Here is a 25,537-nt window from a genome sequence, read left to right as displayed (position 1 = left end):
CGGCCTGCCCGGAAACCGAGAGATCCAAACGCCTCTGGGTTCTACTCCGCAGAACGGAGGCACTCAAGGGTCGTGGCTCTTCGCCGGAGCGGTGACGTGCCGGATCCAGTTTTTCCTCGTCTCTTTTCGCCTCGTGTCTTCTCGCGGCTCGGTACGTTGGGCAGAGGCAGGTACGACGATCGGCGACAGCTCGAGGGGCGAGAACAGCGGCGTCAGGCCTACGACAGGCCTGTTTCCCGACCGATAGCTTGTGGCGGCCGATCCAGATGACGCTCCGTTCCACTGCCTGGGCAGACCTCCGGGCGATCAACGGCCTCACCTGCTGTCAGGATCATAGTGAAGCGAGCCCGGAGAGTTCTTGGCGACTGGGCCCGTCTTTCAATCGATGAAATGGTGAGCGCGCTGGGACTCGAACCCAGGACCTACAGATTAAAAGTCCGTTGCTCTACCAGCTGAGCTACGCGCCCGCTCCCGGGGATGACGGCGCGGCGCTGGCGGGCCGGCCCTGGTCCTGTTCGGAGCAGAGGCGGACATAGGGGGTTGACGCGGCCGGGTCAACCGGGAGACCACGGCCACCCACAAAAGCCTCGCATCGATGCCGCCTGACCCCGCTCCGCATGCCGATACCGCCGCAAGCTGGCGGCGCTTCGCCGGCCTTCTCCTCGGTGCGGCCGGCCTCCTGGGGCTCCTCGTGCTCGCCTTCGTGACCGCCCTCGATCCCTACGGCCTGCGCGCCGGCCCCGAGCGGGCGCCGGGGGCGATCATGGATCTCAACCAGCGCTTCATGTACCCGCAGGTGGTGCGCGGCGGGACCTACGATTCGGCGGTGTTCGGCACCTCGACCGCCCGCCTCCTCGACCCGCAGGGTCTCGACCGGGCCTTCGGCGGACGCTTCGCCAACCTCGCCATGAACGCCGCGACGCCCTGGGAGCAGACGCAGCTCGCCCGGCTCTTCTTGACGCGGGCGCCCGCGAAGGCGGTGCTGTTCGGCCTCGACGCACCGTGGTGCGAGGCGAATGCGGACGTCAGGCGCCTGACCTTCCGAGCCTTCCCGCCCTGGCTCTACCGCGAGCCCCTGGCCTGGACCGCGTTTCTCCACCAGTGGAACCAGCAGAGCGTCGAGATCGCCGGACGGGCGCTGCTGCACCGCCTCGGGCGAATGCCGGCGCGCATCCGCGGCGACGGCTACGAGGTATTCACCCCGCCGGAATCGCACTACGACGCCGCCCGCGCCGCGGCGCATATCCATGGGGACGCGCCCACCCCCGAAGTGCCCGCCCCCGAGGGAGATCCCGCCACGCCGGCCCTCCCCTGGCTCGACGAACTCCTCGGCCTCGTGCCGGCGGACGCGCTCAAGATCGTCGCCTTCATGCCGGTCAACGTGGCGGCGCAGCCGCGGCCGGGCAGCGCGGGGGCGGCGCGCGAAGCGGTCTGCAAGGCGCGGGCGGCGGAGATCGCCAACAGGCGCGGCGCCACGCTGGTCGATTTCCGCATCCCATCCGTCGTGACGCGGGACGACGCGAACTACTGGGACGCCCTGCACTACCGCCTGCCGATCGCCGCGCGCATCGTCTCGGGCCTCCGCCGGGCGGTGGACGAGAGGCGCGACGATCCGGACGGATTCTACCGGGTGCTCGCGACACCGCGGGCGGCGGAGCACTGAGGATTCACGCCGCCCGGTCGCGCTCCGCCTTCTGCCAGCCCTCGCGGGTCTCGCCGATGAAGTCGGCGAGCCGCCCGGCCGCGATGGCCTTGCGCAGACCCGCCATCAGGTCCTGGTAGTAGGACAGGTTGTTCCAGGTCAGCAGCATCATCCCCAGGATCTCGCCAGCGCGGACGAGGTGGTGCAGATAGGCCTTGCTGTAGAGGTTCGCCGCCGGGCAGGTCGATTCCGGATCGAGGGGCGAATTGTCCTCGGCGAAGCGCGCGTTGCGCAGGTTGAGGCGGCCGTGGCGGGTATAGACCATGCCATGGCGGCCAGCCCGGGTCGGCATCACGCAGTCGAACATGTCGATGCCGCGGCTCACCGCCTGCACGATGTCGTCCGGCGTGCCGACGCCCATCAGGTAGCGCGGCTTGTGCGTCGGCAGGTGCGGCTCGACGGTCTCGATCATCGCCAGCATCGTCGCCTGCGGCTCGCCGACGGCGAGGCCCCCGATGGCGTAGCCCTTGAGGTCGAGACCGACCAGCGCCTTCGCGCTCTCGACCCGGAGCGCCGGGATGTCGCCGCCCTGCACGATGCCGAACATTGCCTTGCCGGGCTGGTCGCCGAAGGCGATGCGGCAGCGCTCGGCCCAGCGTAAGGACAGCCGCATCGCGCTCTCGATCGCCGATTCGGGTGCGGGCAGGCGCACGCACTCGTCGAGCTGCATCTGGATGTCGGAGCCGAGCAGGCCCTGGATCTCGATCGAGCGCTCGGGGCTGAGCAGATGCGTCGAGCCGTCGAGATGCGACTGGAAGCGCACCCCGGTCTCGTCGAGCTTGCGCAGGCCCGCCAGCGACATGACCTGGAAGCCGCCGGAATCGGTCAGGATCGGGTAGGGCCACTGCATCATGGCGTGCAGGCCCCCGAGCCGCGCCACCCGTTCGGCGCCGGGGCGCAGCATCAGGTGGTAGGTGTTGCCCAGTACCACGTCGGCGCCGAGCGCCTTGACCTGCTCGGGATACATCGCCTTGACGGTGCCGGCGGTGCCCACCGGCATGAAGGCCGGGGTGCGGATGACGCCCCGCGGCATGCGGATCTCGCCGGTGCGGGCGGGGCCGTCGGTCGCCGCCACCGTGAAGCTGAACTGGTCGGTCATCGCGTCTCCGCCCGGAAGAGCAGGCTGCTATCGCCGTAGGAATAGAAGCGGTAGCCGCGATCAATCGCGGCGGCGTAGGCCGCCCGCATCGCCTCGAGCCCGGCGAAGGCCGAGACGAGCATGAACAGGGTCGAGCGCGGCAGGTGGAAGTTGGTCATCAGCGCGTCGACCGCGCGGAAGCGGTAGCCCGGGGTGATGAAGATGTCGGTGGCGCCGGTCCAGGGCCTGATCGTGCCGTCGGGCGCAGCGGCGCTCTCGAGGAGCCGGAGCGCCGTGGTGCCGACCGCGACGATGCGCCCGCCCGCCGCGCGGGCGCGGTTAAGGGCCTCCGCCGCTTCGGCGGTGATCTCGCCCACCTCCGCGTGCATGCGGTGCTCGTCGGTGTCGTCGGCCTTCACCGGCAGGAAGGTGCCGGCGCCGACATGCAGCGTCACCCGCACTTGCGCGAGGCCGGCGGCGGCGCAGGCCGCGAGCAGCTCGGGCGTGAAGTGCAGGCCGGCGGTGGGGGCGGCCACGGCGCCGGGCTCGCGGGCGTAGACCGTCTGGTAATCGGCGGAGTCCTGCGCGTCGGCCGGGCGCTTGGCCGCGATGTAGGGGGGCAGCGGCAGCTCGCCCAGCGCCGCCACCGCCTCGTCGAGGGCCGGCCCGGCGAGGTCGAAGGCGAAGGTGGTCTCGCCCCCCTCCCCGCGCGCGACGATCGTGGCATCGAGGCGGGTGAGCGCGCAAGGACCGCCCTCTCCGGCCTCTCCGAAGCTGACCCGGTCGCCGACCCGCAGGCGCTTGGCCGGCCGCGCGAAGGCGCGCCAGCGGTCTGCGCTTTCCCGCAGGTGCAGCATCGCCTCGAGGCGCACCGTAGGGCCGTCCGGCCGGTGGCGCAGCCCGCGCAAGCGCGCCGGGATCACCCGCGTGTCGTTGAAGACGAGGACGTCGCCGGGCCGCAGCAGGCCGGGCAGGTCGCGCACCACCCGGTCCTGCGGCGGCGCGCCCGGATGCAGCAGCATCAGACGGGCGCCGTCCCGCGGTACCGCGGGCCGGAGGGCGATGCGGTCCTCCGGCAGGTCGAAATCGAACAGGTCCACGCGCATGCGGCCCTTCAGCCAGGATTCCGCCGCCGGATCAATGGGGCAGAAGCGCTTCGGTTTATTGACAACATGTTGTCGATTGAGCAATGTGATGTCGAAACGAACGGGGGGTCAATGTCCCGGGTCGAGGCCGCCACCGCGCTGATCCTGGAGGTCTTCCGCCTCAACGGCGCCCTGCTCGCCGCGGGCGACGCGCTCACCCGCGACCTCGGCCTTACCAGCGCCCGCTGGCAGGTGCTCGGCGCCGTGGCCCTGGCGGGCCGGCCGCTGACCGTGGCGGGCGCGGCCCGTGCGATGGGGCTGACCCGGCAGGCGGTGCGCCGCCTGGTGACCGAGCTGGCGGCGGACGGGTTCGTGGCACTGGCGCCCAATCCGGATCACCGGCGGGCCGCGCTCGTGGTGCTGACCGAAGACGGGCAGCGCGCCTACGCGGCGGCGCAGGAGCGCCAGGCCGCCTGGGCCGCGCGCGTGACGGAGGGATGCGAGCCCGCGTCCCTCCGGGATTCCACGACCCTGCTCCGGTGCCTGCGCGCCGCACTGGAGCGGGACGAGGAGAGCGGCGCGCCGGAGACGGGCTCATGAGCGATGTGGTACTGATCAACCCGTTCGAAGTCGGGCCCGGAGACGAGGCGGCGGCCCTCGCCTATTGGGAGCGGGCGGCCGACCACCTGCGCCGGCAGCCGGGCTTCGTCGACACGCGGCTGCACCGGGCGATCGCGCCGGGCGTGCGCTTCCCCATGGTCAACGTCGCGACCTGGCGATCGACCGAGGCGTTCCTGGCGGCGACGTCCGACCCCGCCTTCCGGGCCCTGGTCGGGCCGGAGTTGGGGCGCTTCCCGCACCATCCGGGGCTCTACGAGGTGATCCGCACCTGACGGGCCTCGAGGGTCTTGGCATGAGGGGCCGGTCCGCCCCATCTGGAGCGGCACCGGTCCCGATCGTCGTGGAGTCCCCGTCATGGCCAGCCATCCGACCCTCGATGCCGAGCTCATCGTCTGGTGGGACTGCGAGGCCGAGCGGCTGGAGAGCCTCGCGGCCTCCGCCCGCTTCGGCTTCATGCGCCGGCACTATGCCCGGAAGGCCGCCACGGCCCGTGCGCGGGCCCAGGTGAGCCGCCTGCGCGAGCAGGCCCGTTCCGCGGCGGGCCGGCCGGCCACCGCCTGAGGCGGTGCCGGATTTCGCATCCGCGGTGATCGCGCTCGGGTTCGCCCAGCCGCGCCTACGCGATCGTCACGACGACCCGACCGCGGGTGCGCCCGGCCAGGATCTCCGGCCCGCGCTCGATCACCTCGGCGAGCGGCACGGTGGTGGTCATCGCCGAGAGGGCGGCGGGGTCGAGGTCGCGGGCGAGCCGGGCCCAGGCCTCGCGGCGCAAGGGGAGCGGCGCCATCACGCTCTCGATGCCGTAGAGCGCCACGCCGCGCAGGATGAACGGCGCCACCGAGGTCGGCAGGTCCATGCCGCCGGCGAGCCCGCAGGCCGCGACCGCGCCGCCGTAGCGGGTCATCGCCAGGGCGTTGGCCAGCGTCGTGGAGCCGACCGCGTCGATCGTGGCGGCCCAGCGCTCTTTCCCGAGGGGCTTGCCGGGCTGGCTCAGCTCGGCCCGGTCGATGATCTCGGCCGCACCGAGGCCGCGCAGGTACTCCGCCTCCTCGTCCGCCCGTCCGGTCGAGGCGACGACGTGCCAGCCGGCTTTGGCGAGAAGCGAGATCGCCACCGAGCCGACGCCACCGGCGGCGCCGGTCACCAGGGCCGGGCCGGATTCGGGGGTGAGGCCGTGGCGCTCCAGCGCCAGCAGGGCCAGCATCGCGGTGTAGCCGGCGGTGCCGATCGCCATCGCCTGCTCGGGCGTGAGGGCCGCCGGCAGGGCCACGAGCCAGTCGCCCTTGACCCGGGATTTCTCCGCATAGGCGCCGAGATGGGTCTCGCCGGTGCCCCAGCCGTTGAGCACCACGGCGTCGCCGGCCTTCCAGTCGGGGTGGGAGGAGGTCTCGACCACGCCGGTGAAGTCGATCCCCGGGATCATCGGCCAGCGCCGCACCACCGGGGCCTTGCCGGTCAGCGCCAGCCCGTCCTTGTAGTTGAGGGTGGAGTGGGTGACCCGGACGGTGACGTCACCGTCCATCAGCTCGGATTCGTCGATGTCCTTCAGCGCAACGCGCTGCCCACCGTCGCCCTTCTCGATCACCACCGCCTTGAACGTGCCCACGCTTTGCCTCCCCCGCCGCGCGGCGTTCCGGCCGCGTTCGCTGCGCTGGGGTTGTGGAGCGGAAGGCCCTTGGCGGCAAGGCACCGGATGGCGAGGCGGCCCGGACGGAGCCCGGGCCGCGTTCCCGGCTCAGTAGCCGTCGTAGATGCTGCCACCGCCGAAGACGAGGCCGGTCCCGGCACCGACCGCCGCACCGGCCAGCCCGACGCCGGCTCCCGCGAGGCCGAGGCCCGCACCGACGATCCCGCCCGGGGCCGGGCCGGCGGCGTAGCCGCCATTGGCCGGCACCCAGCCGGACCGGGCGGGCTCGACCAGGACGCGGCGCTGGTACGAGGCGTAGGCCGGCGGGATCACCTGCGGCACCACCTGAGCGGGGCGCACCAGTACCCGGCGGGTCTGGGTGGCGTAGCGGGCCGGGATCGTGACCCAGCAGCCGACGGTCTGGCCGTAGGCGTCGACGGAGGTCTGCCACACCCGGCGAGCGGGCGAGACCAGGACCTGCTCGGAGACGGTATCGTAGACCGGCGGGACGACGTGGCTCACCGTGCGCGGCGGGCGCACCATCACCTGCTCGGACACGGTGCCGTAGACTGGCGGGGTTGAGACCTGGCGATAGCAATCGGTGGTGCAACCATAGCCGCCGGCGAAGGCCGGAGCGGCGAAGAGCAGGCTCGCCGCGAGGGCGGTCGCGGCGGTCGTACGGGTGACCGGGGCGGTCATGATCTGGCTTCCTCGGGGATGGCGGGGGAAAGGGCCCGCGCGGCACTCGCCAGCGCCACGCTTGCCTGAGAGAGAAGCCGCTCCGACGCCCTTCAGGCAAGCCGAAAGCCGGAAGAGGGTAAAATTGCCCTCGGGATTTATTACGTATTTCGGTGAATTGCGGAGGGGATCGCGCAAGCCTGTGAGTCGATCGGGGCGCGGGACTGCGGAACCGGAGAATCATGTGGATTCTCTATAGTTGCCGTTAACCCAGCAGCGTTGACGGCTGCGGCGCGTCCGTGAAGCCGAGCCGATCGCGCCCGGACACCCTTCGTTTCGCCCATCATCGCCCGTAGGGTGCCGGGCCAGCCAGACATAAGGCCGACGAGAAGGAACGACGATGCCTCGCCTGCCCACCATCGGTCCGATCACCGTTCTCGCGTCGATCGGAGTCGCGCTCGCCGGACCGGCCGTCGCCCTCGATCCGGCGGGATCGCCGCGACCCGGAGGCAGCGATCCCGCGGCGCTCGAAACCCGCACGCTGACGGCCTCGGGCCGCCTCGTGGTCGGAAGCGGCTGCGTCAGCTCGGACGGAGCCTACGCGACTGACGGAACGTTGAGCTGGCAGCCGAGCTGCCTCGGGGTGTTCGCGGCGCCCGGCCAGGACATCGCGGTCTACCCGACCCGCGGCACGCCGCGCGGCCCCGACGGCAAGGCCAAGGCGGACAGCACCGCGACGCTCCTCGTCCAGGCCCGGGGCGACGGTGCGGTCGCGAAGGCGTCCAATGGGATCTTCATCAACTACGAGACGGTGGGCGGCCCGGAATCGAAGGCCCGGCTCGATACGACCAACGCGGTGGGCCAGCTGATCTCGGTGCGTCAGCGTCCGGGCCCGAACGGGGAGAAGCCTCCGTCGACCTGGGGCCACAATGTCGACCTCCACATCGCGCCCGGCTCCGGCGGCGTGCAGAGCTGGGGTGTCGAGTACGACATGAACAACTTCAATCAGGATTGCGCCCCGGGCTCGCCGTGCCTGTCGGCCGCGATGTTCTTCAACGGCATCAGCGGCCATCCCAACACCGCCTGGCTCTATTCCGGCGGCGGATCGACCAAGACCTATGCCGGAGCGGTCACGGTCGCGAAGAACACGGTGACATGGGTCTCAGGCGAGAAGTTCGTTCCGGCGATCTACCGCATCAAGCTCAACGAGACACTCTACCGTGCCCACTACGTCAGCCCGACACAGCTTGTCGGCGACGTCGCGATCCCGGATTTCGCCCGGCCGGTGCCGTACGCGGCGCAGAACGCCATGGTCCATAACGGGATCTACTTCCAGGGCGAGAACAACGTCTCGGACACCGATCTTCTGACGGCGACGAGCGCCTACAACGCGATCAATCTCTCCGGTCACCATCACGTCGGCTTGAACACGAGCGCCGATTCGACCCGGTTCGCCCTGCTCGCGAGCACCGGCCAGGGCGTGTGCCTCGACACGTTCGACGGCTGCCTGTCGCACACGTCCGGCGGGCTGCAATACGCGCAGAACGGAATGGTCGCGCTGCGAGTCGAGCCCGGCCGGACGACGGCGCGCGGGGTGCTCAATACCCCGTTGTCGACACCCGCCTCATCCTCCGCACCCTGCACGGCGGGCGATTGGGCCCATGATGCCGGCTTCGTCTATACCTGCGTGGCGACCAACACATGGAAGCGGGCCGCCCTCTCGTCGTGGTGACGGCCGAGGGCAGCGCCAGATCGCGCTGCAATCGGGCGCTGCCCTCGGTCTCTTGGTGGGCCGCCTGTTCTGCGACGAACCGGTATCCACTTCGTCGGAGTATGCTCCGGTCGCTCAGGTCTGCCCCGGCCGCAGCTGGTAGAAGATGTGGCGGCCGATCACGTCCATCTTGCGCAGGCGGCGCGACCAGCGCGGCTTGACGTAATCCGCGTGGTAGTGCGTCGCCCCGCCGACATCGGCGAGGTAGGTGCGGCCCTCGATCACCGCCTGGGCGACGCGGGTCGCGGTCTGCCAGGAGGCGTCGTCGGTGATGCGCAGGGATTTGCCCTCGCAGGCGAAGGAGAACTGGCAGCCCATGTAGCGGTGGCGGTTCTGGTAGACCACGCCGCAGATATTGGCCGGGTAGAGGCCGCTCTTGGCCCGGTTGAGCACCACCTGGGCGACGGCGGCCTGGCCCTGCTCGGGCTCGCCGCGTGACTCGAAATAGACCGCCTCCGCGAGGCAGCGCTGCTCCTTCTCGGCGTTCTCCGGCGTGATCAGGTCGGCGTAGCGGCGCCTGGCATCCTCGCTCGGCAAGGCCTCGGGGGCGATGCGGGCGGCGGTCGTCACGGCGGCCATCGTCACGCTCGTCCTTGCGCCGCGGTCGAGGCGGGGCGAGATCTGGCCGCCGGCAGCGATCTCGACCGGTGTCGCGTCGGCAGGGGCGGGCGTGGTCGAGGACAGCGCGACGGCGCGGGGCACCGCCGGGGTGCTGCCGCCCTGGCCCGCGTCCCGCTCCCGAGCCTCGCGGACCTTGTCGGTGGTCGGTCCGCCGGCCGTCGCGCCGCGGGTCGGCGCCGAGGCGCCGGCCGCCGGCGAGCTGGCACCCGCCTCGCCGCCATCCGCCTCGGGCAGGGGCACGAAGCCCTCCTGCGGCTCGAGCTCCGGGTTCCAGGTCGCCGCGCCGGGCGTGAAGGTCGAGGCGACGCTCGGCCCGGTGCTGCCGAGCCAGCCCGTGGTCAGGGGCACGGCGCGGCCCGCGCCGCCGACGCGGGCCGGCACCAGGGCGTCGCCCTTGTGCGCCCGCTGCGCCAGCGGCTGGGTGCGGGCATCGCCCTTCAGGTCCGGGCGCAGCGGCTCGGCGTCGAGGGCGAGGCGCAACGGTCCGCTGAGACTGACCTGCGTGATCAAGCCCCGCTCCGGCAGGGGCGGCATCCCGCGGGGCACGAGGCGTGCCACCGCGCTCGAACCCAGCGAAGATTCGTAGCCGGCCGAGGCCGTGAACGAGACCAGGACGCCGAGGCCGACGGCCCAGGGCGCGACGGCCGCGCCGAGCCAGCGCATCCCCTTCGTCCGTCGGTCCTGCCGTCTGCGCAGGTCCCGCTTGCGCAAGTACCGCCTGCTCAAAGCCCCGACCCCACTTCGCACGAGCCCGCCCGGCCCGCGCGGGACCGAAAACCTGACCGTGAGTGTCGCGGGGTATGGTTGAGCGTTGGTTAAACCGGAGCTGGCACGCGCAACCGTCCGGCGAGGTCGGCGGCCTGCGCAGCGTAGATTACGGGAAGCTCCGCCCGCACGCCCCGCACCGCCACGGTCTCGACCCGCAGGCCGTCGAGGGCGATCCCTGCCTGCTTCGCCGCCTCCGCCGAGGCGACGAGCTGCACGTCGGCGGCCTTGGCGAGGGATTCGAGCCGACTCGCCAGGTTCACCGCCGGGCCGATCACCGACATCCCCCGGCTCGCGCCATAGCCGAGGCGGCCGAGCACCAGGGGGCCGGCATGCAGGCCCATCGCCATCCGGAGCGCTGCCGGCAGCTCGCCGGCCAGCCGCCGGTTGAGCCCGGCCACCGCCCGGTCCACCCTGCCGGCGGCCGTGAAGGCGGCCCGGCAGGCCGGGCCGATCCCGTCCGGATGGGTGAACAGGGCGAGCAGCCCGTCGCCCGCATAGCCACCGATCCAGCCCCCGGCCGCCTCGATCTCGCGGCCGGCCGCCTCGAAGAAGTGGTTGAGGATGAACACCACGTCGAAGGGCAGCTTGCGCTCGGAGAGCGGCGTGAAGCCGCGGATGTCGATGAACAGGATCGCCACTTCGCGCTCGATCCCGGCGACGTCGGTACTCGCCAGGTGCTGGTCCGCGGATTCGCGGCGCGGGTCGAGGATGCGCACCAGCGCCACGTCGCCGGAGGGCCGCGCCTGGCAGGCGAGGCGCACATTGCCCGGCGCGCCGATCGCCCGCAGGGAAGCGGCCTCCTGGGGGCTTATGGCCGACAGGTTCTCCTCGCCCCCGACCACCAGCACCCGGCAGGTCGAGCAGCGCCCGCGCCCGCCGCAGACCGAGACGTGCGGCACCCGGTTCGCCCGGCTGATCTCGAGGAGCGTCGGTCCCTCCAGGCTCTTCACCGTGGGGCCGCCGACATACGCGACGCTGAACCGCCGCGCCCGCAGGGTCGCGGCCGCCCGGATCAGCACCACCCCGAGCGCCAGAGCCACGGCGGCGTAGATCGCCCCCGTCACGGTGTCGCCCCAGGCAGCGATGCCTGCGTCGACGGTCGGAACCGGCCAGCGGGCATCGAGGTCCGGGGCGCCGAACCGGTGCGCCAGCACCCTGTCCAGCTCCATGATGCGCCCTTGCGTGACGATGCCGGCGAGCGCCGCGGCCGGCAGGCCGAAGGCCGGCACGGCGAGCAGCGGCGCCATCCGCCGGTAGAGCGGCGACAGGCGCAGCCAGGCATGCAGGCCGAGGCAGCCGTGCAGCCAGACGACCAGCAGCAGCGCGGTCTGGGCGCCCATGCCGTCGGGCCAGATGCGGGCGATCACGTAGGGGTAGTTGGTCCGCGTGCCGTCCACCAGGTTGGTGACCCGGGTCCCCAGCACGTGCGGCACCAGCAGGAAGGGAATCGCGAAGCCGAGCAGCATCTGCGCCGCCTCCCAGGGCGGCATCCGCAGGGTCCGGCGCTCGGCGAGCCGCACCAGCGAGAAGGCGACGTGGGCCAGCAGGCTGAGGCCGAGGACCAGACTGCCGGGGATCGAGCGCGTGACCGCGACCCGCCAGCGGGCCACGTCCATCATCGTCTCGAGGCCGACGAGGCCGAGCGCGTGGTTGGCGAAATGCGTGCCTGCGAAGGCGAACAGGATCAGCCCCGAGACCAGCCGCAGCCTTTGCGCGAGCGAGCCGCGCCACAGGGGGGCGCCGGCCTCCGGATCGGGACGGCCGGCGGGAGGCGGCTCGCGCATGGGCTCCCTCTCTCGGGGCGACGGGCCGTCCATGAGGACGGCCCTTGGCTTGGGCCGGATCAGGCCTCGCCGCGGCCCTTGACCTTCAGCGCCGCCTGCGCCGCCGCGAGCCGGGCGATCGGCACGCGGAACGGCGAGCACGAGACGTAGTCGAGGCCGGTCTCCTGGCAGAAGGCGATCGAGGCCGGGTCGCCGCCGTGCTCGCCGCAGATGCCGAGCTTCAGCTTGTCCCGCACCGCCCGGCCGCGCTCGGCAGCCAGCCGCACCAGCTCGCCGACGCCCTCCTGGTCGATCGACACGAACGGGTCGGAGGCCAGGATGCCGCGCTGGGTGTAGGGCCCGAGGAACCGGCCGGCATCATCACGGCTGATGCCGAGCGTGGTCTGAGTCAGGTCGTTGGTGCCGAAGGAGAAGAACTCCGCCGTCTGGGCGATGTCGCCGGCGCGGAGCGCCGCGCGCGGCAGCTCGATCATCGTGCCGACCTGGTACTCGACCGTCGTACCGGTCTCCGAGGCCACGGCCTTCGCCATGGCGTCGATGCGGGCCTTCACGAGGTCGAACTCGGTGCGGGTGAAGACCAGCGGCACCATCACCTCGGCGATGATCGGCGTGCCGGTCTGCTTGGCGGCCTCGACGGCGGCCTCGAAGATCGCGCGGGCCTGCATCTCGGCGATTTCCGGATAGAGGATCGCCAGCCGGCAGCCGCGGAAGCCGAGCATCGGGTTGAACTCGTGCAGCTCGTTCATCCGGCGCCGCACCTTGTCCTCCTGGACGCCGGTGGCGGCGGCGACCTCACCGATCTCCTTGTCGGAGTGGGGCAGGAACTCGTGCAGCGGCGGGTCGAGCAGCCGGATCGTCACCGGCAGGCCCGACATGATGGTGAACAGCTCGACGAAGTCCTGGCGCTGGTAGGGCAGGAGCTTGGCGAGAGCCGTGCGTCGTCCTTCCGCGTCGTCGGCCAGGATCATCTCGCGCATCGCCACGATGCGCTCCTCCTGGAAGAACATGTGCTCGGTGCGGCACAGGCCGATGCCCTCGGCGCCGTACTTGCGCGCCGTGCGGGCGTCGAGCGGGGTCTCGGCGTTGGTGCGGACCTTCATCGTGCGCACCGCGTCCGCCCATTCCATCAGCGCCGCGAAGTCGCCCGACAGCTCGGGCTCGATCATCTCGACCGACCCCTGCATCACCTGGCCGTTCGAGCCGTCGATGGTGATGCGGTCGCCCGCCTTCAGCGTGACGCCGCCGACCGACAGGGTGCGGGCGGCGTAGTCGACCCGGATCTGGCCGGCGCCGGAGACGCAGGGCTTGCCCATGCCGCGGGCAACCACCGCCGCGTGTGAGGTCATGCCGCCGCGGGTGGTCAGGATGCCCTCCGCGGCGTGCATGCCGTGGATGTCTTCCGGCGAGGTCTCGATGCGTACCAGGATGACCTTGCGCTCGGCTTTCTTGGCGGCCTCGGCCTCCTCGGAGTTGAACACGATCTCGCCCGAGGCGGCGCCCGGCGAGGCCGGCAGGCCGGTGGCGATGACCTTGCGCTCGGCCTTCGGGTCGATGGTCGGGTGGAGCAGCTGGTCGAGGGAGGCCGGCTCGACGCGGCCGACCGCCTCCTGATGGGTGATCAGGCCTTCCGCCGCCAGCTCCACGGCGATGCGCAAGGCCGCCTTGGCGGTGCGCTTGCCGTTGCGGGTCTGCAGCATCCAGAGCTTCCCGGTCTCGACCGTGAATTCCAGATCCTGCATGTCGCGGTAGTGGTTCTCCAGCATCCCGTAGATGCGCACCAGCTCCGCGTAGGCCTCCGGCATCGCCTTCTCCATCGACGGCTTGTCGGAGCCGGATTCGATGCGGGCGGCCTCGGTGATGTCCTGCGGCGTGCGGATGCCCGCCACCACGTCCTCACCTTGAGCGTTGATCAGGAACTCGCCGTAGAGTGCCTTCTCACCGGTGGAGGGATTGCGGGTGAAGGCGACGCCGGTGGCCGAGGTCTCGCCCATGTTGCCGAAGACCATGGCCTGGACGTTGACGGCGGTGCCCCAGCTCGCCGGGATGTTGTGCAATTCGCGGTACTTGTTGGCGCGCGGATTCATCCACGAGCCGAACACCGCGCCGATCGCGCCCCAGAGCTGGGCCTGCGGGTCCTGCGGGAAGTCCTGGCCGAGCTCGCGCTTCACCAGCGCCTTGTACTCGCCGATCAGGTGCTTCCAGTCGGCGGCGCCGAGCTCGGTGTCGAGGGTAAGGCCCTTCTCGTCCTTGTAGCGCTCCAGCACCTCCTCGAAGGAGTGGTGCTCCACGCCCAGCACCACGTTCGAGTACATGGTGATGAAGCGGCGGTAGCTGTCATAGGCGAAGCGCTCGTCGCCGGCGCCGCGGGCCAGGGCCTCGACCGTGGTGTCGTTGAGGCCGAGATTGAGCACCGTGTCCATCATGCCGGGCATCGAGGCCCGGGCGCCGGAGCGCACCGAGACGAGGAGCGGCGACTCGGCATCGCCGAAGCGGCGGCCGGTCAGGGCACCGACGGCCTCGAGCGCCGCAGCGACCTGGCCCTCCAGCTCAGGCGGGTATTGCCGACCGTGGTCGTAATAGTAGGTGCAGACCTCGGTCGTAATGGTGAAGCCCGGCGGCACCGGGAGCCCGAGATTCGACATCTCCGCGAGGTTCGCGCCCTTGCCCCCGAGCAGGTCGCGCATCGCCGACTTCCCCTCGGCCTTGCCGTCGCCGAAGGTGTAGACCCACTTCGCCATCTCACTTCCGGCCATGTCTCTCGTCCGTTCGTAGCGGCTGCCGCCTGACGTTGCCGTCGGGTTGGACCATCCGCAACCCCAACGCAAGCTGAACGGTGGACCCGCCCGGGCCTCTCGCGATGACATTTGCGCCAGGAACGTTCGCCGGGCCTCTCGCCAGGCCGCTGCGGGCCTGCCTCAGCGCAGGATACCGAGCCCGAACAGTCCGGCAAGGATGAGGTAGATCGCCACGATGTAGTTGAGCAGCCGCGGCGCGATCAGGATCAGCACGCCGGCCACGATGGCAATGATCGGCTGGAGGTTCTCGACGGTGATCGTCATGGCGGATGGTCCGGCGCGGCCAAGCGTGGCCGCGCCGCGTTGACGCGCCGCACCCGCGAGGGTTCCCGAGGCAAGCTCACGCCAGCTGGACGATGAGCCCGTTCTGGATCGTCACCCGGCGGTCCATGCGGGCGGCGAGTTCGAGGTTGTGGGTGGCGATGAGCGCTGCAACGCCGGAGGCACGCACCAGCGAGACCAGGATCGCGAAGACGTGCCCCGCGGTCTGCGGGTCGAGGTTGCCGGTCGGTTCGTCGGCGAGCAGCAACCGCGGGCCATTGGCCAGCGCCCGGGCGATGGCGACGCGCTGCTGCTCGCCGCCGGACAGTTCCGCCGGGCGGTGGCTCAGCCGCTCCTTGAGGCCGAGGAACGACAGAAGCTCGCCGGCCCGCGAGCGCGCCTCCTTTGCCGGGAGGCCGCGGATGAGCTGGGGCAGCACCACGTTCTCCAGCGCCGAGAATTCGGGCAGCAGGTGGTGCGACTGGTAGACGAAGCCCATCTCCTCGCGCCGCATCCGGGTGCGGGCGGCGTCGTCCATCCGGGCGCTCGGCTGGCCGCCGATATAGACCTCGCCGCCGTCCGGCCGCTCGAGCAGGCCGGCGACGTGGAGCAGGGTCGACTTGCCGGTGCCGGACGGCGCCACGAGGGCGACGATCTCGCCGGGCCAGATCGCGAGGTCCGCCCCGCGCAGGATCTCGAGATGGCCGGTTCCTTGGGCGTAGCGCCGCTCGACCTGGGCGAGGAAGAGCGCCGGGACCGGCTGCTGCTGGGTGTCGTCCATCGGCGTCAGGCGCCCCTCGCGGTGGGGCGCGGGGCGGGGGTCAAGGGATAGACGGGTCGCAGCATCCGTAGCGTACTCGGGTACAGGGTCGGGGGGCGAGCGCCCGAAGGATCAGCCGTAGCGCAGGGCCTGCACCGGGTCGAGCCGGGCGGCGCGCCAGGACGGGTACAGGGTGGCGAGGAGCGACAGCACCATCGACATCGCCACCACGGCCACGACCTCGCCGGCATTGGTCTCGGACGGGATCTCCGACAGGAAGCGCACCGTCGGGTCCCAGGCCCCCGGGAAGAGCGTGCGCTGGATCACCGTGAGGTTCGCCGAGAAGACCAGCCCGAGGACGAAGCCGGCGAGCGTGCCGAGGATGCCGATCGAGGCGCCAGTGATCAGGAACACCCGCATGATCGCGCCGCGCGTCGCTCCCATGGTGCGCAGGATCGCGATGTCGCTCGACTTGTCCTTCACCAGCATGATCAAGCCGGAGACGATGTTGAGCGCCGCCACCAGCACGATCAGCGTGAGGATGATGAACATCACGTTGCGCTCCACCTCGAGGGCGGAGAAGAAGGTGCGGTTGCGCTGGCGCCAGTCGGTGATCAGCACCGGGCGCTCTGCGGCCAGCTCCAGCTCTCCCCGCGCCTCCCCGACCGAATCGGCGTTGTCGAGGAAGATCTCGATCACCGAGACGTCGCCGTCGCGGTTGAAGAACGCCTGCGCTTCCGACAGGGGCATGTAAACGAAGGTGCCGTCGAACTCGGACATGCCGACCTCGAACACCGCCGCCACGTTGTAGCTCTTGATCCGCGGCGCGGTGCCGAACGGCGTCGTCGCGCCCTTCGGGGTCGCGAGGGTGATCGTGTCGCCGGCCTGGAGGCCGAGGGATTCGGCCAGCCGCTTGCCGATGGCGACGCCGCCGCCGCTGTCGAAGTTCTCCAGCGTGCCGCCCCGGATGGTGCCCGCGACCGAGGGGATCTTCTTCAGGTCCTCGGCCCGGACGCCGCGCACCAGGACACCCGAGCCGCCGAACTGCGACGAGGCGAAGGCCTGGCCCTCGACCATCGGCAGGGCGAGGTGGACGCCCGCCACCTTGCCGAGCCGGTCCGACAGGTCGGAGAAGTCGGTCAGCGGCCGGTCGATCGGCGCGACGAAGATGTGGCCGTTGATGCCGACGATCTTGCTGAGCAGCTCCTTGCGGAAGCCGTTCATCACCGAGAGCACGATGATGAGGGTGGCGACACCCAGCATGATCCCGAGGAACGAGAACAGGGCGATGACCGAGACGAAGCCCTCCTTGCGCCGCGTGCGCAGGTAGCGCCCGGCGATCGTCCACTCGAAGGGCGCGAACGGCAGGGTGCCGCCCCCGCTGAGGGCGCGCCCGCCGAATTTCGGCAGGCGCTCGCGGATGGCGGCGAGGGCCATCGGCTCAAGCAGTCCGGTTCTGGCGGAGATACGCCGGCACCGCGTCGGGCGCCACGGTCTCGCGGGCGCCGGTGGCGCGGCGCTTCACCTCGACCTTGCCCTCCGCCAGCCCCTTCGGGCCGACGATGACCTGCCAGGGCAGGCCAATCAGGTCGGCGGTGGCGAACTTAGCCCCCGGCCGCTCGTCGCGGTCGTCGTACAGGACGGTCAGGCCGGCAGCCTCCAGCTCGCCCTGGAGCTTGGCGCAGGCCGCGTCCGTGACGCCATCCCCGACCTTGAGGTTGAGGAGCGCGACGTCGAACGGCGCCACCGCGTCCGGCCACACGATGCCGGATTCGTCGTGGCCCGCCTCGATGATCGCGGCGACGAGCCGGCTCGGGCCGATGCCGTAGGAACCCATATGGACCGGGCGCTCCTGCCCGTCAGGCCCGGTGACCTTCGCGCCCATCGGCTCGGAGTACTTGGTGCCGAAATAGAAGATGTGCCCGACCTCGATGCCGCGGGCCGCCATCTGCTCCGGTTGCGGCACCTCGGCGAAGGCCGCGGCGTCGTGCATCTCGGAGGTCGCGGCGTAGCGCGAGGTCCAGTGATCCACTGTCGCCTGCAGGCCGGCGACGTCGTCGAAGTCCGTCTTCGCGTCGGGGGTCGCGAAGTCGAGATAGGCGCGGTCGCAGAAGACCTCGCTCTCGCCGGTCTGGGCCAGGATGATGAATTCGTGGCTGAGGTCGCCGCCGATCGGCCCGGTCTCGGCCCGCATCGGGATCGCCTTGAGGCCGAGCCGCGCGAAGGTGCGCAGGTAGGCCACGAACATCTTGTTGTAGGAGTGCCGCGCGCTCGCCTGGTCGAGGTCGAACGAGTAGGCGTCCTTCATCAGGAACTCGCGCGAGCGCATCGTGCCGAAGCGCGGCCGCACCTCGTCGCGGAACTTCCACTGGATGTGGTAGAGGTTCTTCGGGAGATCCTTGTAGGAGCGCACGGCGGAGCGGAAGATCGCCGTGATCATCTCCTCGTTGGTCGGCCCGAACAGCATGTCGCGCTCGTGCCGGTCCTTGATGCGCAGCATCTCCTTGCCGTACGCGTCGTAGCGGCCCGACTCGCGCCAGAGATCCGCCGACTGGATCGTCGGCATCAGCAGTTCGATGGCGCCCGAGCGGTCCTGCTCGGCGCGGATGATGTCGGCGACGCGGTTCAGCACCCGCAGGCCCAGCGGCAGCCAGGCATAGATGCCGGCCGCCTCCTGGCGGATCATGCCGGCGCGCAGCATCAGCCGGTGCGAGACGATCTCGGCTTCCTTGGGCGTCTCGCGCAGGATGGGCAGGAAGTAGCGGCTGAGACGCATGTCGGACCTTGGCGTGGCAGGCAGGTGGCGTGTCGTCCGGGTCGTCCCCGGGACCGCCCTTTTGCACGCTTCCGGTCCCGTTCGCAAAACATGAAACGCACCCTCGGCCCCGGATGCGGGCCCGTGTCCCGCGCACCTGACGCGGGGCGGAGGAGGAAAATGCGCCGGCCATGCAAAAAAACGCATCAAGCTGCTCGAAGACAGGTGACAATGCGAATTCTTATTCCTATAAGCGGCATCGCGATGATGCGCAGGCAGGCCGAACGGCGCCGCGCAAGGTCCGAGTCTAGGGAGGAAAAACCAGCCTCAACGCCCGCATGGGTGAACAACAGAGCATAGGCTGGTGACAACATTCAGAAAGCTATCAAGCAAGGCTTCCGAGCCTTGCTTTTTTATTTTGCTCTTCAGCGAGAGGTGCGCCCACTTCACTGGGGCAGTTCGCAACCTTGCGAGGTCGCGAGCTGTCACAATCCGGCAAGCGGGAAAGCCGCGACCGCCAGGATGAACACCACATCCGACACGAGCGTGGTCCACACCGCCTTGCGGCGCATCTGCGGCTTGTGCGGCGCGCCGAGATCCTGCCCCGGCACGACCACCTCGGTGCCGTCCGGCGCGGCCCGGAACGGCAGCACCGCGAAGAGCGCGATCCACCACACCACGAAATAGAGCGCGCCCGCCCCGAACCCGCTGAGGCGAAAGCCCCAGACCGCCAGCGCCAGCACCGGCAGCATCAGCAGGATGCAGACCGCGAGGGTGCGGGGGATCGAAGCGGTGGCGCGGTCGAGGAGGGCGTCCATGGTCACGCCTGCTCCAGCTCGACCAGGGTGCCGAGGAAGTCCTTCGGGTGCAGGAACAGCACCGGCTTGCCGTGGGCGCCGATGCGCGGCTCGCCCGTGCCGAGGATGCGCGCTCCTTGAGCCTTCAGCTTGTCGCGCGCCGCCAGGATGTCGTCGACCTCGTAGCAGACATGGTGGATGCCGCCGCCGGGGTTGCGCTCCAGGAAGGCGTTGATCGGCGAGTCCGCGCCCAGCGGCTCCAGCAGCTCGATCTTGCTATTGGGGAGCTCGACGAAGATTACCGTCACGCCGTGTTCCGGCTGCGGCAGCGGCGGCGACAGCGTCGCCCCGAGGGTGTCGCGATACACCTTCGCCGAGGCCTCGAGATCCTTCACCGCGATGGCGACGTGGTTGAGCCTGCCGATCATGGGGTGTTCCTCCGTGGTCCCTTTGGGGATGCGCTGCTTCCAGGATTTGGCGCTGAGAGCGCTACGGCATCAACCCATCTTTATGCCTGTCCGAGCACCGTTCGAAGCGCGGGTCGCCTCCTCACCCCTCTGCAGGGGGAGGGTGGTGAGCGGAGCGAGCCGGGAGAGGGGAACCACGCTTCCGGATAAAGCGGTTCCGTTCTGAAGGGCGCCACCTGGATCAGCGTCGCGCCGCTCCTCTCCCGCCCCGCGCGCGCACGAGTGCTTCGCACTCGCAGCGGGGCATCCTCCCCCTCAGAGGGGGGAGGGTTGGGCGTCGCATCTCGCCGACGCCCCCTTCCCTCACACCTCCACCACCATCACGTGGCAGGCGGGCTTCTTGCCCCACACCTCGTTGACGGCCGAGCGGATCGCCCGGTCGACGGCGTTCTCGACCGCCTCCGAATCCCGCCGCTTGACCCGCGACAGCCCGTTGACCGTCCGCTCGACCGCGTCGCCGACGACGTCGATGATGACTTCGCCCTTGCGGCCGTAGCTCGGCAGGCCCATCAGGTCGATCGAGGGCTCGCCCTTGACCTCGCCGTTGCGGTCGAGGGCGATCGCCACCGAGACGATGCCCGTGAAGGCGAGCTTGCGCCGCTCGGGGATGGCACGGTCGTTCGAATCGACCAGGACGTTGCCGTCCTTGTAGATCCGCCCGCTCTTGACGTGGGTGACGATCTCCGGCTCGCCCGGAGCGAGGCGGATCAGGGTGCCATTGCGGGCCTTGACCACTTGGTCGACGCCCTGCTTGCGGGCGAAGGTGGCGTGCTCGGCCAGGTGCAAGGCCTCGCCGTGAACCGGCACCGCGATGCGGGGCTTGGTCCAGCGATACATCGCCGCCATCTCGTCGCGCCGCGGGTGGCCCGAGACGTGGACGAGCTCGGTGCGGTCGGTGATGACCTGGATACCGGCCTCGATCAGGTCGTTGATGATCGCGCCGACCGCCCGCTCGTTGCCGGGAATGGCGCGCGAGGAGAAGATCACCCGGTCGCCGGGGGAGAGGGCGATCTCCGGGTGCTCGTCGCGGGAGACCCGGGCGAGGGCCGCTCGCGGCTCGCCCTGCGAGCCGGTGAGCAATGCCACCACCTTCTCGCGCGGCAGGTAGCCGTAGGCCTCGGCGCCGCGAATCTCGGGCAGCCCGTCGAGGTAGCCGCACTCGCGGGCGACGTCGATCACCCGGTCCATGGCGCGGCCGACCGCCACCACGTCGCGGCCGCAGGCCTGCGCCGCGAGGCAGACCGCACGCATGCGGGCGACGTTCGACGCGAAGGTCGTGACCGCGACCCGGTGCGGCGAGTTGCGGATCAGCTCGGCAAGGTGATCGGCCACCTCCGACTCGCTCGGCGAGCGGCCCTCGCGGGTGACGTTGGTCGAGTCGCAGACCAGGGCCAGCACGCCTTCCTCACCGAGACGCGTGAAGGTCTCCTCGGAGGTCGAGTTGCCGGCGACCGGGGTGTCGTCGAGCTTCCAGTCGCCGGTGTGGAGCACCATCCCGAGCGGCGTGCGGATGGCGAGCGCGTTCGCCTCCGGGATCGAGTGGGCCACCGGCACGTACTCGATCGAGAACGGCCCGAGGTCGAGGCGGCCGTCGGCCGGCACCTCGCGCATGTCGACCTTCGGGGCGCCCGGCTCGCCGAGGCGGCGGGCCTCGATCAGGTTCTTGGTGAAGCGGGTGGCGTAGATCGGCACCTTGAGCTTGGGCCACAGCTCGCCGATGGCCCCGATATGGTCCTCGTGGCCGTGGGTGATCAGGATACCGAGCAGGTTGTCGCGCTGCTCCTCGGCGAAGCTGAGATCCGGGTACATCAGGTCGACGCCCGGCATGTGCTCCTCGCTCGCGAAGCCCATACCGAGATCGACCATGATCCACTTGCGGTGCTTCGGCGGCCCGAAGCCGTAGAGCGCCGCATTCATGCCGATCTCCCCCACCCCGCCGAGGGGCACGAAGATCAGCTCATCTCCCTTGTTGGACATTCCCATACCATCGCTGCATGGACCGCCGTCGCGGTCTCACTCGAGGAACGGCCTCGTCTGCCGTCACGGTCACGGCGCCGTCATGTTGCGTGTGCGGCCGAAAACGGCCGCGCGGCGGCGGCGCCGTGAGGCGCCCCGCCGAAAAGACTTCGAACGTGTCGGGGAGAGCGTCGTCGCCGCGCGGGCGCCAGGCCGCCTCCCCGTCAGGCCGCAGTGGCGGCCGCTCCGAAATGCACCTCGCCGGCGGACACCGCGATAGCGTCCCCCTCCGGCACCCGGACGACCAGCCGGCCGCCCTCGTCAATCGTCTCGAAGATCCCGGTCACGCTGCGTCCGCCGACCTGGACGATCACCGGACCGCCCAGGCCCGCGGCCGCGGCGAGCCAGGCATCGCGGATGCGCGAAAAGCCCCTGCCCCGATCCCACAGCCGCTCGGCCTCGATCCAGGCGCCGGTGAGCAGGCGAAACAGCCCCGACGCATCGACGGCGTAGCCGGCCTGCGCCAGCGAGGTCGCCGCGTAGGGCAGCCCGTCCGGCGCGCCGGTCACGTTGATGCCGATGCCGACCGTGACGAATGCGCCGCGACTGGGCAAGGTCTCCATCTCGAGCAGGATGCCGACCAGCTTGGCGCCACCGAGCAGCACGTCGTTCGGCCACTTGAGCCGGAAATCCGGAGACGGTCCGTCGGTTCCCGGACCGCAGGCGCGGCGGAGCGCCCGCTCCACCGCGACGCCAGCGACGAAGCCGAGGGTCGCGACCCGGTCAGGAGCGAGGCCGGGGGGCACCGGCCAGAGCAGGCTGGCGGCGTGGTTGCCCTGGATCCAGCTCCACCCCTTGCCGCGCCGCCCACGGCCGCCGGTCTGTTCGCGGGCAACGACCCAGAGCGGCCCCGCCTCGCCGGCGCGGGCGCGCTCGAGGGCCTGCGTGCTCGTCGAGCCGAGGCTGTCATGGACCTCGAGGCGGTATCCCGCGGCCGAGGCCGCGGGGTCGAGCACGAACGTCATGCGCCTAGAACAGCGACTTGGCGGCGGTCCCGGCGAGGCCGACCAGCGGCGCTGGCACGAGCCAGAACAGCAGCACCACGACGCTCGACAGGCCGAGCACGATGCGCAGGCCAGGGCCCATCGGCTCGTAGGCCTCTGCCGGCTCGTCGAAGTACATCACCTTGACGAGGCGCAGGTAGTAGTAGGCGCCGATCACGCTGGTCACCACGCCGATCACGGCCAGGGTCACGAGGTTCGCCTTGATGGCCGCGGCGAAGACGTAGAACTTGGCGAAGAACCCGGCGAGCGGCGGGATGCCGGCAAGCGAGAACATCATCATGGCGAGCAGGAACGCCACCCAGGGATGGGTGCGCGACAGGCCCGACAGGTCGTCGATGGTCTCGTACATCCGGCGGCCGCGGCGCAGCGACAGGATCACCGCGAAGGCGCCGAGCGTCATGGCGAGGTAGATCGCCATGTAGATCACCACGCCGCGCACGCCCTCCTGCGTGCCGGCGGCGAGCCCGATGAGCGCGTAGCCGACATTGGCGATGGAGGAATAGGCCATCAGGCGCTTGAGGCTGCGCTGGCCGATCGCCGCGAAGGAGCCGAGGGCCATCGAAGCGATCGACACGAACACGATGATCTGCTGCCATTCGGGCGTGATCACCGGGAAGGCGCCGACGAAGACGCGCACGGCCATCGCCATCGCGGCCATCTTGGGGGCCGAGGCGAAGAAGGCGGTGACCGGGGTCGGAGCGCCCTCGTAGACGTCCGGCGTCCACATGTGGAACGGCACGGCCGCGAGCTTGAACGACACGCCGGCGGCGACGAACACCACACCCAGCACCACGCCGAGGCCCGAGCCCTCACGCAACGCGGTGACGATGTGCGGGAACGAGACGGTCCCGGTGAAGCCGTAGACCAGCGAGGCGCCGTAGAGCAGCATGCCGGACGAGAGAGCGCCGAGCACGAAGTACTTCAGGCCGGCCTCGGTCGAGCGCACGTCGTCGCGGTGGAACGAGGCGATGACGTAGGCGGCTAGGCTCTGCAGCTCGAGGCCCATGTAGAGCCCGATCAGGTCGTTGGCCGAAGCCATGATCATCATGCCGATCGTCGAGAGGACGATCAGGATCGGGTACTCGAACCGGGCGATGCGCTCGCGCTCGAAATGCTCCTTAGCGAGGAGAATCGCGGCGGCCGAGCCGATCAGGGTCAGCGCCTTCATCACCCGGGCGAACCCGTCGACGATGAAGGAGCCGTTGAAGGTGGTGACCTTGGCGCCGAAGGGTTGGCTCACCACCGCGAACAGGGCGAGGATCAACAGGATCAGGGCCCCGACGCTGACGCCCTCGGTGGAGCGCTCGCCCTTGAAGGCCCCGTAGAGGATCAGCACAAGGACGCCGACCGACAGGATCAGCTCCGGCAGGGCGGGCCCGAGGGCGGGCATGACGATCTGAGCGGCGTTCATCGCGAAAAACTCAGTGCGGGACCGGCAGGGCCGCGGCAGCGGTCTGGGTCGTGGAGAGGGCGGCGCGCAGGCCTTGCATCAGCGCGTCGGTCGAGGGCGCGAAGACGTCGAGGATCGGGCCGGGATGGACGCCGTAGTAGATCGTCAGCGCCACCAGCGGCGCGAGGATCAGCATCTCCCGGCGGTCGAGGTCGGTGATCCCCTGCAGGCTCGGCTTCTCGAGCTTGCCGTAGACCACGCGGGCGAAGAGCCACAGGGCGTAGGCCGCCGACAGGATGATGCCGAAGACCGAGAAGAACGACACCATCGGGTTGGCCCGGAAGGCGCCCATCATCGCCAGGAACTCGCCGACGAAACCCGACGTGCCCGGCAGGCCGACATTGGCCATGGTGAACACCATCATGGCGACGGCGTAGAGCGGCATCCGCTTCACCAGCCCCCCGTAGGCCGAGATCTCGCGGGTGTGCATCCGGTCGTAGATCACGCCGACGCAGAGGAACAGCGCGCCCGAGACGATGCCGTGGGAGATCATCAGGAACAGGGCGCCCTGGATGCCCTGCTCGTTCAGGGTGAACAGGCCGAGCGTCACGAAGCCCATATGCGCCACGGAGGAATAGGCGATCAGCTTCTTGATGTCGGTCTGCACCAGGGCGACCAGCGAGGTGTAGATGATCGCCACTACCGACAGCGTGTAGACCATCGGGGCGAAGTAATGGGACGCGTCCGGGAACATCGGCAGCGAGACCCGGATGAAGCCGTAGCCGCCCATCTTCAGGAGGATGCCCGCCAGGATGACCGAGCCGGCGGTCGGCGCCTCGACGTGCGCGTCGGGGAGCCAGGTATGGACCGGCCACATCGGCATCTTCACCGCGAAGGAGGCGAAGAAGGCGAGCCAGAGCCAGATCTGCATGTTCGCCGGGAAGCGGGTCTGCAGCAGGGTCGGGATGTCGGTCGTGCCGGCCTGCCAGTACATCGCCATGATGGCGAGCAGCATCAGCACCGAGCCGAGCAGCGTGTAGAGGAAGAACTTGAACGACGCGTAGATCCGGCGCTTGCCGCCCCAGATGCCGATGATCAGGAACATCGGGATCAGGCCGGCCTCGAAGAACAGGTAGAACAGCACGAGGTCGAGAGCGCAGAACACGCCGATCATCGTGGTCTCGAGGACCAGGAACGCGACGAAGTACTCCTTCACCCGGTGCTCGATCGAGAGCCATGAGGCGCCGATGCAGAACGGCATCAGGAAGGTGGTGAGCAGCACCAGCGGCATGGAGAAGCCGTCGACGCCGAGCTTGAACCGGATGGTGTCGGTCAGCCAGGCATGGGTCTCGACGAGCTGGAACTGCGCCGTCGCTGTGTCGTAGCGGCCCCAGGCGACGAGCGACAGCAGGAAGGTGGCGAGCGTCGCGATGAGCGCCGCCCAGCGGGCGTTGCGCCGGACCGACTCCTCGTCGCCGCGGAGCGTCAGGATGAACGCGGCGCCGACGAGCGGCAGGACGAGGAGGCCGGAGAGGATCCCGAGGCCGAGCATGATTC

General features: G+C 70.3%; 22 protein-coding genes and 1 tRNA gene. 5 read left to right on the top strand and 18 right to left on the bottom strand.

Features of this window, described 5'->3' with window-relative positions; translation table 11 throughout:
* Window positions 1-391 precede the first annotated feature (391 nt).
* Window positions 392-467 (bottom strand) — tRNA-Lys (locus MFF64_RS13950).
* A 128-nt stretch (window positions 468-595) separates the two neighbouring features.
* Between MFF64_RS13950 and MFF64_RS13945 the strand changes: the two genes are divergently transcribed.
* Window positions 596-1,663 carry a hypothetical protein gene (locus MFF64_RS13945; RefSeq protein WP_099899920.1) on the top strand — a complete coding sequence of 356 codons (1,068 nt, stop codon included), beginning with the start codon at window positions 596-598 and terminating at the stop codon, window positions 1,661-1,663.
* 4 nt (window positions 1,664-1,667) lie between these two features.
* Here MFF64_RS13945 and tgt read toward each other — a convergent pair whose 3' ends face one another.
* Together tgt and queA are read right to left on the bottom strand one after the other, a co-directional pair.
* Window positions 1,668-2,801, bottom strand: a complete 1,134-nt coding sequence (gene tgt / locus MFF64_RS13940; RefSeq protein ID WP_099899922.1) for a tRNA guanosine(34) transglycosylase Tgt — start codon at window positions 2,799-2,801, stop codon at window positions 1,668-1,670.
* Complete coding sequence (gene queA / locus MFF64_RS13935; protein ID WP_238191237.1) at window positions 2,798-3,886, bottom strand: tRNA preQ1(34) S-adenosylmethionine ribosyltransferase-isomerase QueA; 1,089 nt, start codon at window positions 3,884-3,886, stop codon at window positions 2,798-2,800. The genes tgt and queA overlap by 4 nt, the downstream gene beginning before the upstream one ends.
* 111 nt (window positions 3,887-3,997) lie before the next feature.
* Between queA and MFF64_RS13930 the strand changes: the two genes are divergently transcribed.
* The 3 genes from MFF64_RS13930 to MFF64_RS13920 all read left to right on the top strand — a co-directional run bounded on the left by MFF64_RS13930 (window position 3,998) and on the right by MFF64_RS13920 (window position 5,047).
* On the top strand, window positions 3,998-4,465 hold the full coding sequence (locus tag MFF64_RS13930) for a MarR family winged helix-turn-helix transcriptional regulator (protein ID WP_099899924.1): 468 nt from the start codon (window positions 3,998-4,000) through the stop codon (window positions 4,463-4,465).
* A complete protein-coding gene (locus MFF64_RS13925) occupies window positions 4,462-4,758 on the top strand; it encodes an antibiotic biosynthesis monooxygenase family protein (protein WP_099899926.1) in 297 nt (98 codons plus the stop codon). Before MFF64_RS13930 ends, MFF64_RS13925 begins: the two co-directional genes overlap by 4 nt.
* An 82-nt stretch (window positions 4,759-4,840) precedes the next feature.
* Window positions 4,841-5,047: a hypothetical protein gene (locus tag MFF64_RS13920; RefSeq protein ID WP_099899928.1), complete on the top strand. Its 207-nt coding sequence runs from the start codon at window positions 4,841-4,843 to the stop codon at window positions 5,045-5,047.
* Window positions 5,048-5,102: 55 nt separating this feature from the next.
* On the opposite strand, the gene acuI is transcribed toward MFF64_RS13920, so the two are convergent.
* Window positions 5,103-6,092: an acrylyl-CoA reductase (NADPH) gene (gene acuI / locus MFF64_RS13915; protein WP_099899930.1), complete on the bottom strand. Its 990-nt coding sequence runs from the start codon at window positions 6,090-6,092 to the stop codon at window positions 5,103-5,105.
* Window positions 6,093-6,221: 129 nt separating this feature from the next.
* Complete coding sequence (locus tag MFF64_RS13910) at window positions 6,222-6,812, bottom strand: hypothetical protein (protein ID WP_099899932.1); 591 nt, start codon at window positions 6,810-6,812, stop codon at window positions 6,222-6,224.
* Between the two features lie 379 nt (window positions 6,813-7,191).
* Between MFF64_RS13910 and MFF64_RS13905 the strand changes: the two genes are divergently transcribed.
* Window positions 7,192-8,523 (top strand): hypothetical protein, encoded by a 1,332-nt coding sequence (locus MFF64_RS13905; protein ID WP_238191235.1) that lies wholly within the window; start codon window positions 7,192-7,194, stop codon window positions 8,521-8,523.
* Window positions 8,524-8,637: 114 nt separating this feature from the next.
* On the opposite strand, the gene MFF64_RS13900 is transcribed toward MFF64_RS13905, so the two are convergent.
* The 13 genes from MFF64_RS13900 to MFF64_RS13840 form a co-directional block, all read right to left on the bottom strand.
* A complete protein-coding gene (locus MFF64_RS13900) occupies window positions 8,638-9,846 on the bottom strand; it encodes a cell wall hydrolase (RefSeq protein ID WP_099905641.1) in 1,209 nt (402 codons plus the stop codon).
* 152 nt (window positions 9,847-9,998) lie between these two features.
* On the bottom strand, window positions 9,999-11,735 hold the full coding sequence (locus MFF64_RS13895) for an adenylate/guanylate cyclase domain-containing protein (RefSeq protein WP_099905639.1): 1,737 nt from the start codon (window positions 11,733-11,735) through the stop codon (window positions 9,999-10,001).
* Window positions 11,736-11,794: 59 nt separating this feature from the next.
* The gene (gene ppdK / locus MFF64_RS13890) at window positions 11,795-14,473 is read right to left on the bottom strand and encodes a pyruvate, phosphate dikinase (protein ID WP_238191257.1); all 2,679 of its coding nucleotides are present in this window, start codon (window positions 14,471-14,473) and stop codon (window positions 11,795-11,797) included.
* A 177-nt stretch (window positions 14,474-14,650) separates the two neighbouring features.
* Entirely contained in the window at window positions 14,651-14,794 is a 144-nt protein-coding gene (locus MFF64_RS13885; RefSeq protein WP_099905529.1) for a DUF3096 domain-containing protein, read from the bottom strand.
* Between the two features lie 76 nt (window positions 14,795-14,870).
* The gene (locus tag MFF64_RS13880) at window positions 14,871-15,572 is read right to left on the bottom strand and encodes an ABC transporter ATP-binding protein (RefSeq protein WP_099905531.1); all 702 of its coding nucleotides are present in this window, start codon (window positions 15,570-15,572) and stop codon (window positions 14,871-14,873) included.
* Between the two features lie 111 nt (window positions 15,573-15,683).
* The gene (locus MFF64_RS13875; RefSeq protein WP_099905533.1) at window positions 15,684-16,988 is read right to left on the bottom strand and encodes a lipoprotein-releasing ABC transporter permease subunit; all 1,305 of its coding nucleotides are present in this window, start codon (window positions 16,986-16,988) and stop codon (window positions 15,684-15,686) included.
* Between the two features lie 4 nt (window positions 16,989-16,992).
* Window positions 16,993-18,327: a proline--tRNA ligase gene (gene proS, locus MFF64_RS13870; RefSeq protein ID WP_099905535.1), complete on the bottom strand. Its 1,335-nt coding sequence runs from the start codon at window positions 18,325-18,327 to the stop codon at window positions 16,993-16,995.
* A 464-nt stretch (window positions 18,328-18,791) separates the two neighbouring features.
* Window positions 18,792-19,124: a DUF1467 family protein gene (locus MFF64_RS13865; protein WP_099905537.1), complete on the bottom strand. Its 333-nt coding sequence runs from the start codon at window positions 19,122-19,124 to the stop codon at window positions 18,792-18,794.
* A gap of 2 nt (window positions 19,125-19,126) precedes the next feature.
* A complete protein-coding gene (gene mce, locus MFF64_RS13860) occupies window positions 19,127-19,531 on the bottom strand; it encodes a methylmalonyl-CoA epimerase (RefSeq protein WP_099905539.1) in 405 nt (134 codons plus the stop codon).
* A 342-nt stretch (window positions 19,532-19,873) separates the two neighbouring features.
* Window positions 19,874-21,547, bottom strand: coding sequence for a ribonuclease J (locus tag MFF64_RS13855; RefSeq protein WP_238191233.1), 1,674 nt, complete (start codon window positions 21,545-21,547; stop codon window positions 19,874-19,876).
* A gap of 203 nt (window positions 21,548-21,750) precedes the next feature.
* The gene (locus MFF64_RS13850) at window positions 21,751-22,551 is read right to left on the bottom strand and encodes a biotin--[acetyl-CoA-carboxylase] ligase (RefSeq protein ID WP_238191231.1); all 801 of its coding nucleotides are present in this window, start codon (window positions 22,549-22,551) and stop codon (window positions 21,751-21,753) included.
* A 4-nt stretch (window positions 22,552-22,555) separates the two neighbouring features.
* Window positions 22,556-24,001, bottom strand: coding sequence for an NADH-quinone oxidoreductase subunit NuoN (gene nuoN / locus MFF64_RS13845; RefSeq protein WP_238191229.1), 1,446 nt, complete (start codon window positions 23,999-24,001; stop codon window positions 22,556-22,558).
* 10 nt (window positions 24,002-24,011) lie between these two features.
* The gene (locus tag MFF64_RS13840) at window positions 24,012-25,532 is read right to left on the bottom strand and encodes an NADH-quinone oxidoreductase subunit M (RefSeq protein ID WP_099905177.1); all 1,521 of its coding nucleotides are present in this window, start codon (window positions 25,530-25,532) and stop codon (window positions 24,012-24,014) included.
* Window positions 25,533-25,537 lie beyond the last annotated feature (5 nt).

The sequence above is a fragment of the Methylobacterium frigidaeris genome, from assembly GCF_022179185.1.
GTDB lineage: Bacteria > Pseudomonadota > Alphaproteobacteria > Rhizobiales > Beijerinckiaceae > Methylobacterium > Methylobacterium frigidaeris.
Note: the sequence above shows the minus strand (reverse complement) of the source record. Positions and strands in the feature narration are given on the sequence as shown.

Bases quoted from the DNA above. Each gene is read 5' to 3' on its own strand.
- MFF64_RS13920 (WP_099899928.1), top strand. From the start codon at position 4,841: ATGGCCAGCCATCCGACCCTCGATGCCGAGCTCATCGTCTGGTGGGAC.
- MFF64_RS13850 (WP_238191231.1), bottom strand. From the start codon at position 22,551: ATGACGTTCGTGCTCGACCCCGCGGCCTCGGCCGCGGGATACCGCCTC.
- MFF64_RS13895 (WP_099905639.1), bottom strand. From the start codon at position 11,735: ATGCGCGAGCCGCCTCCCGCCGGCCGTCCCGATCCGGAGGCCGGCGCC.
- MFF64_RS13945 (WP_099899920.1), top strand. From the start codon at position 596: ATGCCGCCTGACCCCGCTCCGCATGCCGATACCGCCGCAAGCTGGCGG.
- MFF64_RS13900 (WP_099905641.1), bottom strand. From the start codon at position 9,846: ATGCGCTGGCTCGGCGCGGCCGTCGCGCCCTGGGCCGTCGGCCTCGGC.
- proS (WP_099905535.1), bottom strand. From the start codon at position 18,327: ATGCGTCTCAGCCGCTACTTCCTGCCCATCCTGCGCGAGACGCCCAAG.
- MFF64_RS13880 (WP_099905531.1), bottom strand. From the start codon at position 15,572: ATGGACGACACCCAGCAGCAGCCGGTCCCGGCGCTCTTCCTCGCCCAG.
- queA (WP_238191237.1), bottom strand. From the start codon at position 3,886: ATGCGCGTGGACCTGTTCGATTTCGACCTGCCGGAGGACCGCATCGCC.
- MFF64_RS13885 (WP_099905529.1), bottom strand. From the start codon at position 14,794: ATGACGATCACCGTCGAGAACCTCCAGCCGATCATTGCCATCGTGGCC.
- MFF64_RS13875 (WP_099905533.1), bottom strand. From the start codon at position 16,988: ATGGCCCTCGCCGCCATCCGCGAGCGCCTGCCGAAATTCGGCGGGCGC.
- MFF64_RS13910 (WP_099899932.1), bottom strand. From the start codon at position 6,812: ATGACCGCCCCGGTCACCCGTACGACCGCCGCGACCGCCCTCGCGGCG.
- tgt (WP_099899922.1), bottom strand. From the start codon at position 2,801: ATGACCGACCAGTTCAGCTTCACGGTGGCGGCGACCGACGGCCCCGCC.
- MFF64_RS13855 (WP_238191233.1), bottom strand. From the start codon at position 21,547: ATGTCCAACAAGGGAGATGAGCTGATCTTCGTGCCCCTCGGCGGGGTG.
- MFF64_RS13925 (WP_099899926.1), top strand. From the start codon at position 4,462: ATGAGCGATGTGGTACTGATCAACCCGTTCGAAGTCGGGCCCGGAGAC.
- MFF64_RS13905 (WP_238191235.1), top strand. From the start codon at position 7,192: ATGCCTCGCCTGCCCACCATCGGTCCGATCACCGTTCTCGCGTCGATC.
- ppdK (WP_238191257.1), bottom strand. From the start codon at position 14,473: ATGGCGAAGTGGGTCTACACCTTCGGCGACGGCAAGGCCGAGGGGAAG.
- MFF64_RS13865 (WP_099905537.1), bottom strand. From the start codon at position 19,124: ATGGACGCCCTCCTCGACCGCGCCACCGCTTCGATCCCCCGCACCCTC.
- MFF64_RS13840 (WP_099905177.1), bottom strand. From the start codon at position 25,532: ATGCTCGGCCTCGGGATCCTCTCCGGCCTCCTCGTCCTGCCGCTCGTC.
- nuoN (WP_238191229.1), bottom strand. From the start codon at position 24,001: ATGAACGCCGCTCAGATCGTCATGCCCGCCCTCGGGCCCGCCCTGCCG.
- mce (WP_099905539.1), bottom strand. From the start codon at position 19,531: ATGATCGGCAGGCTCAACCACGTCGCCATCGCGGTGAAGGATCTCGAG.
- MFF64_RS13930 (WP_099899924.1), top strand. From the start codon at position 3,998: ATGTCCCGGGTCGAGGCCGCCACCGCGCTGATCCTGGAGGTCTTCCGC.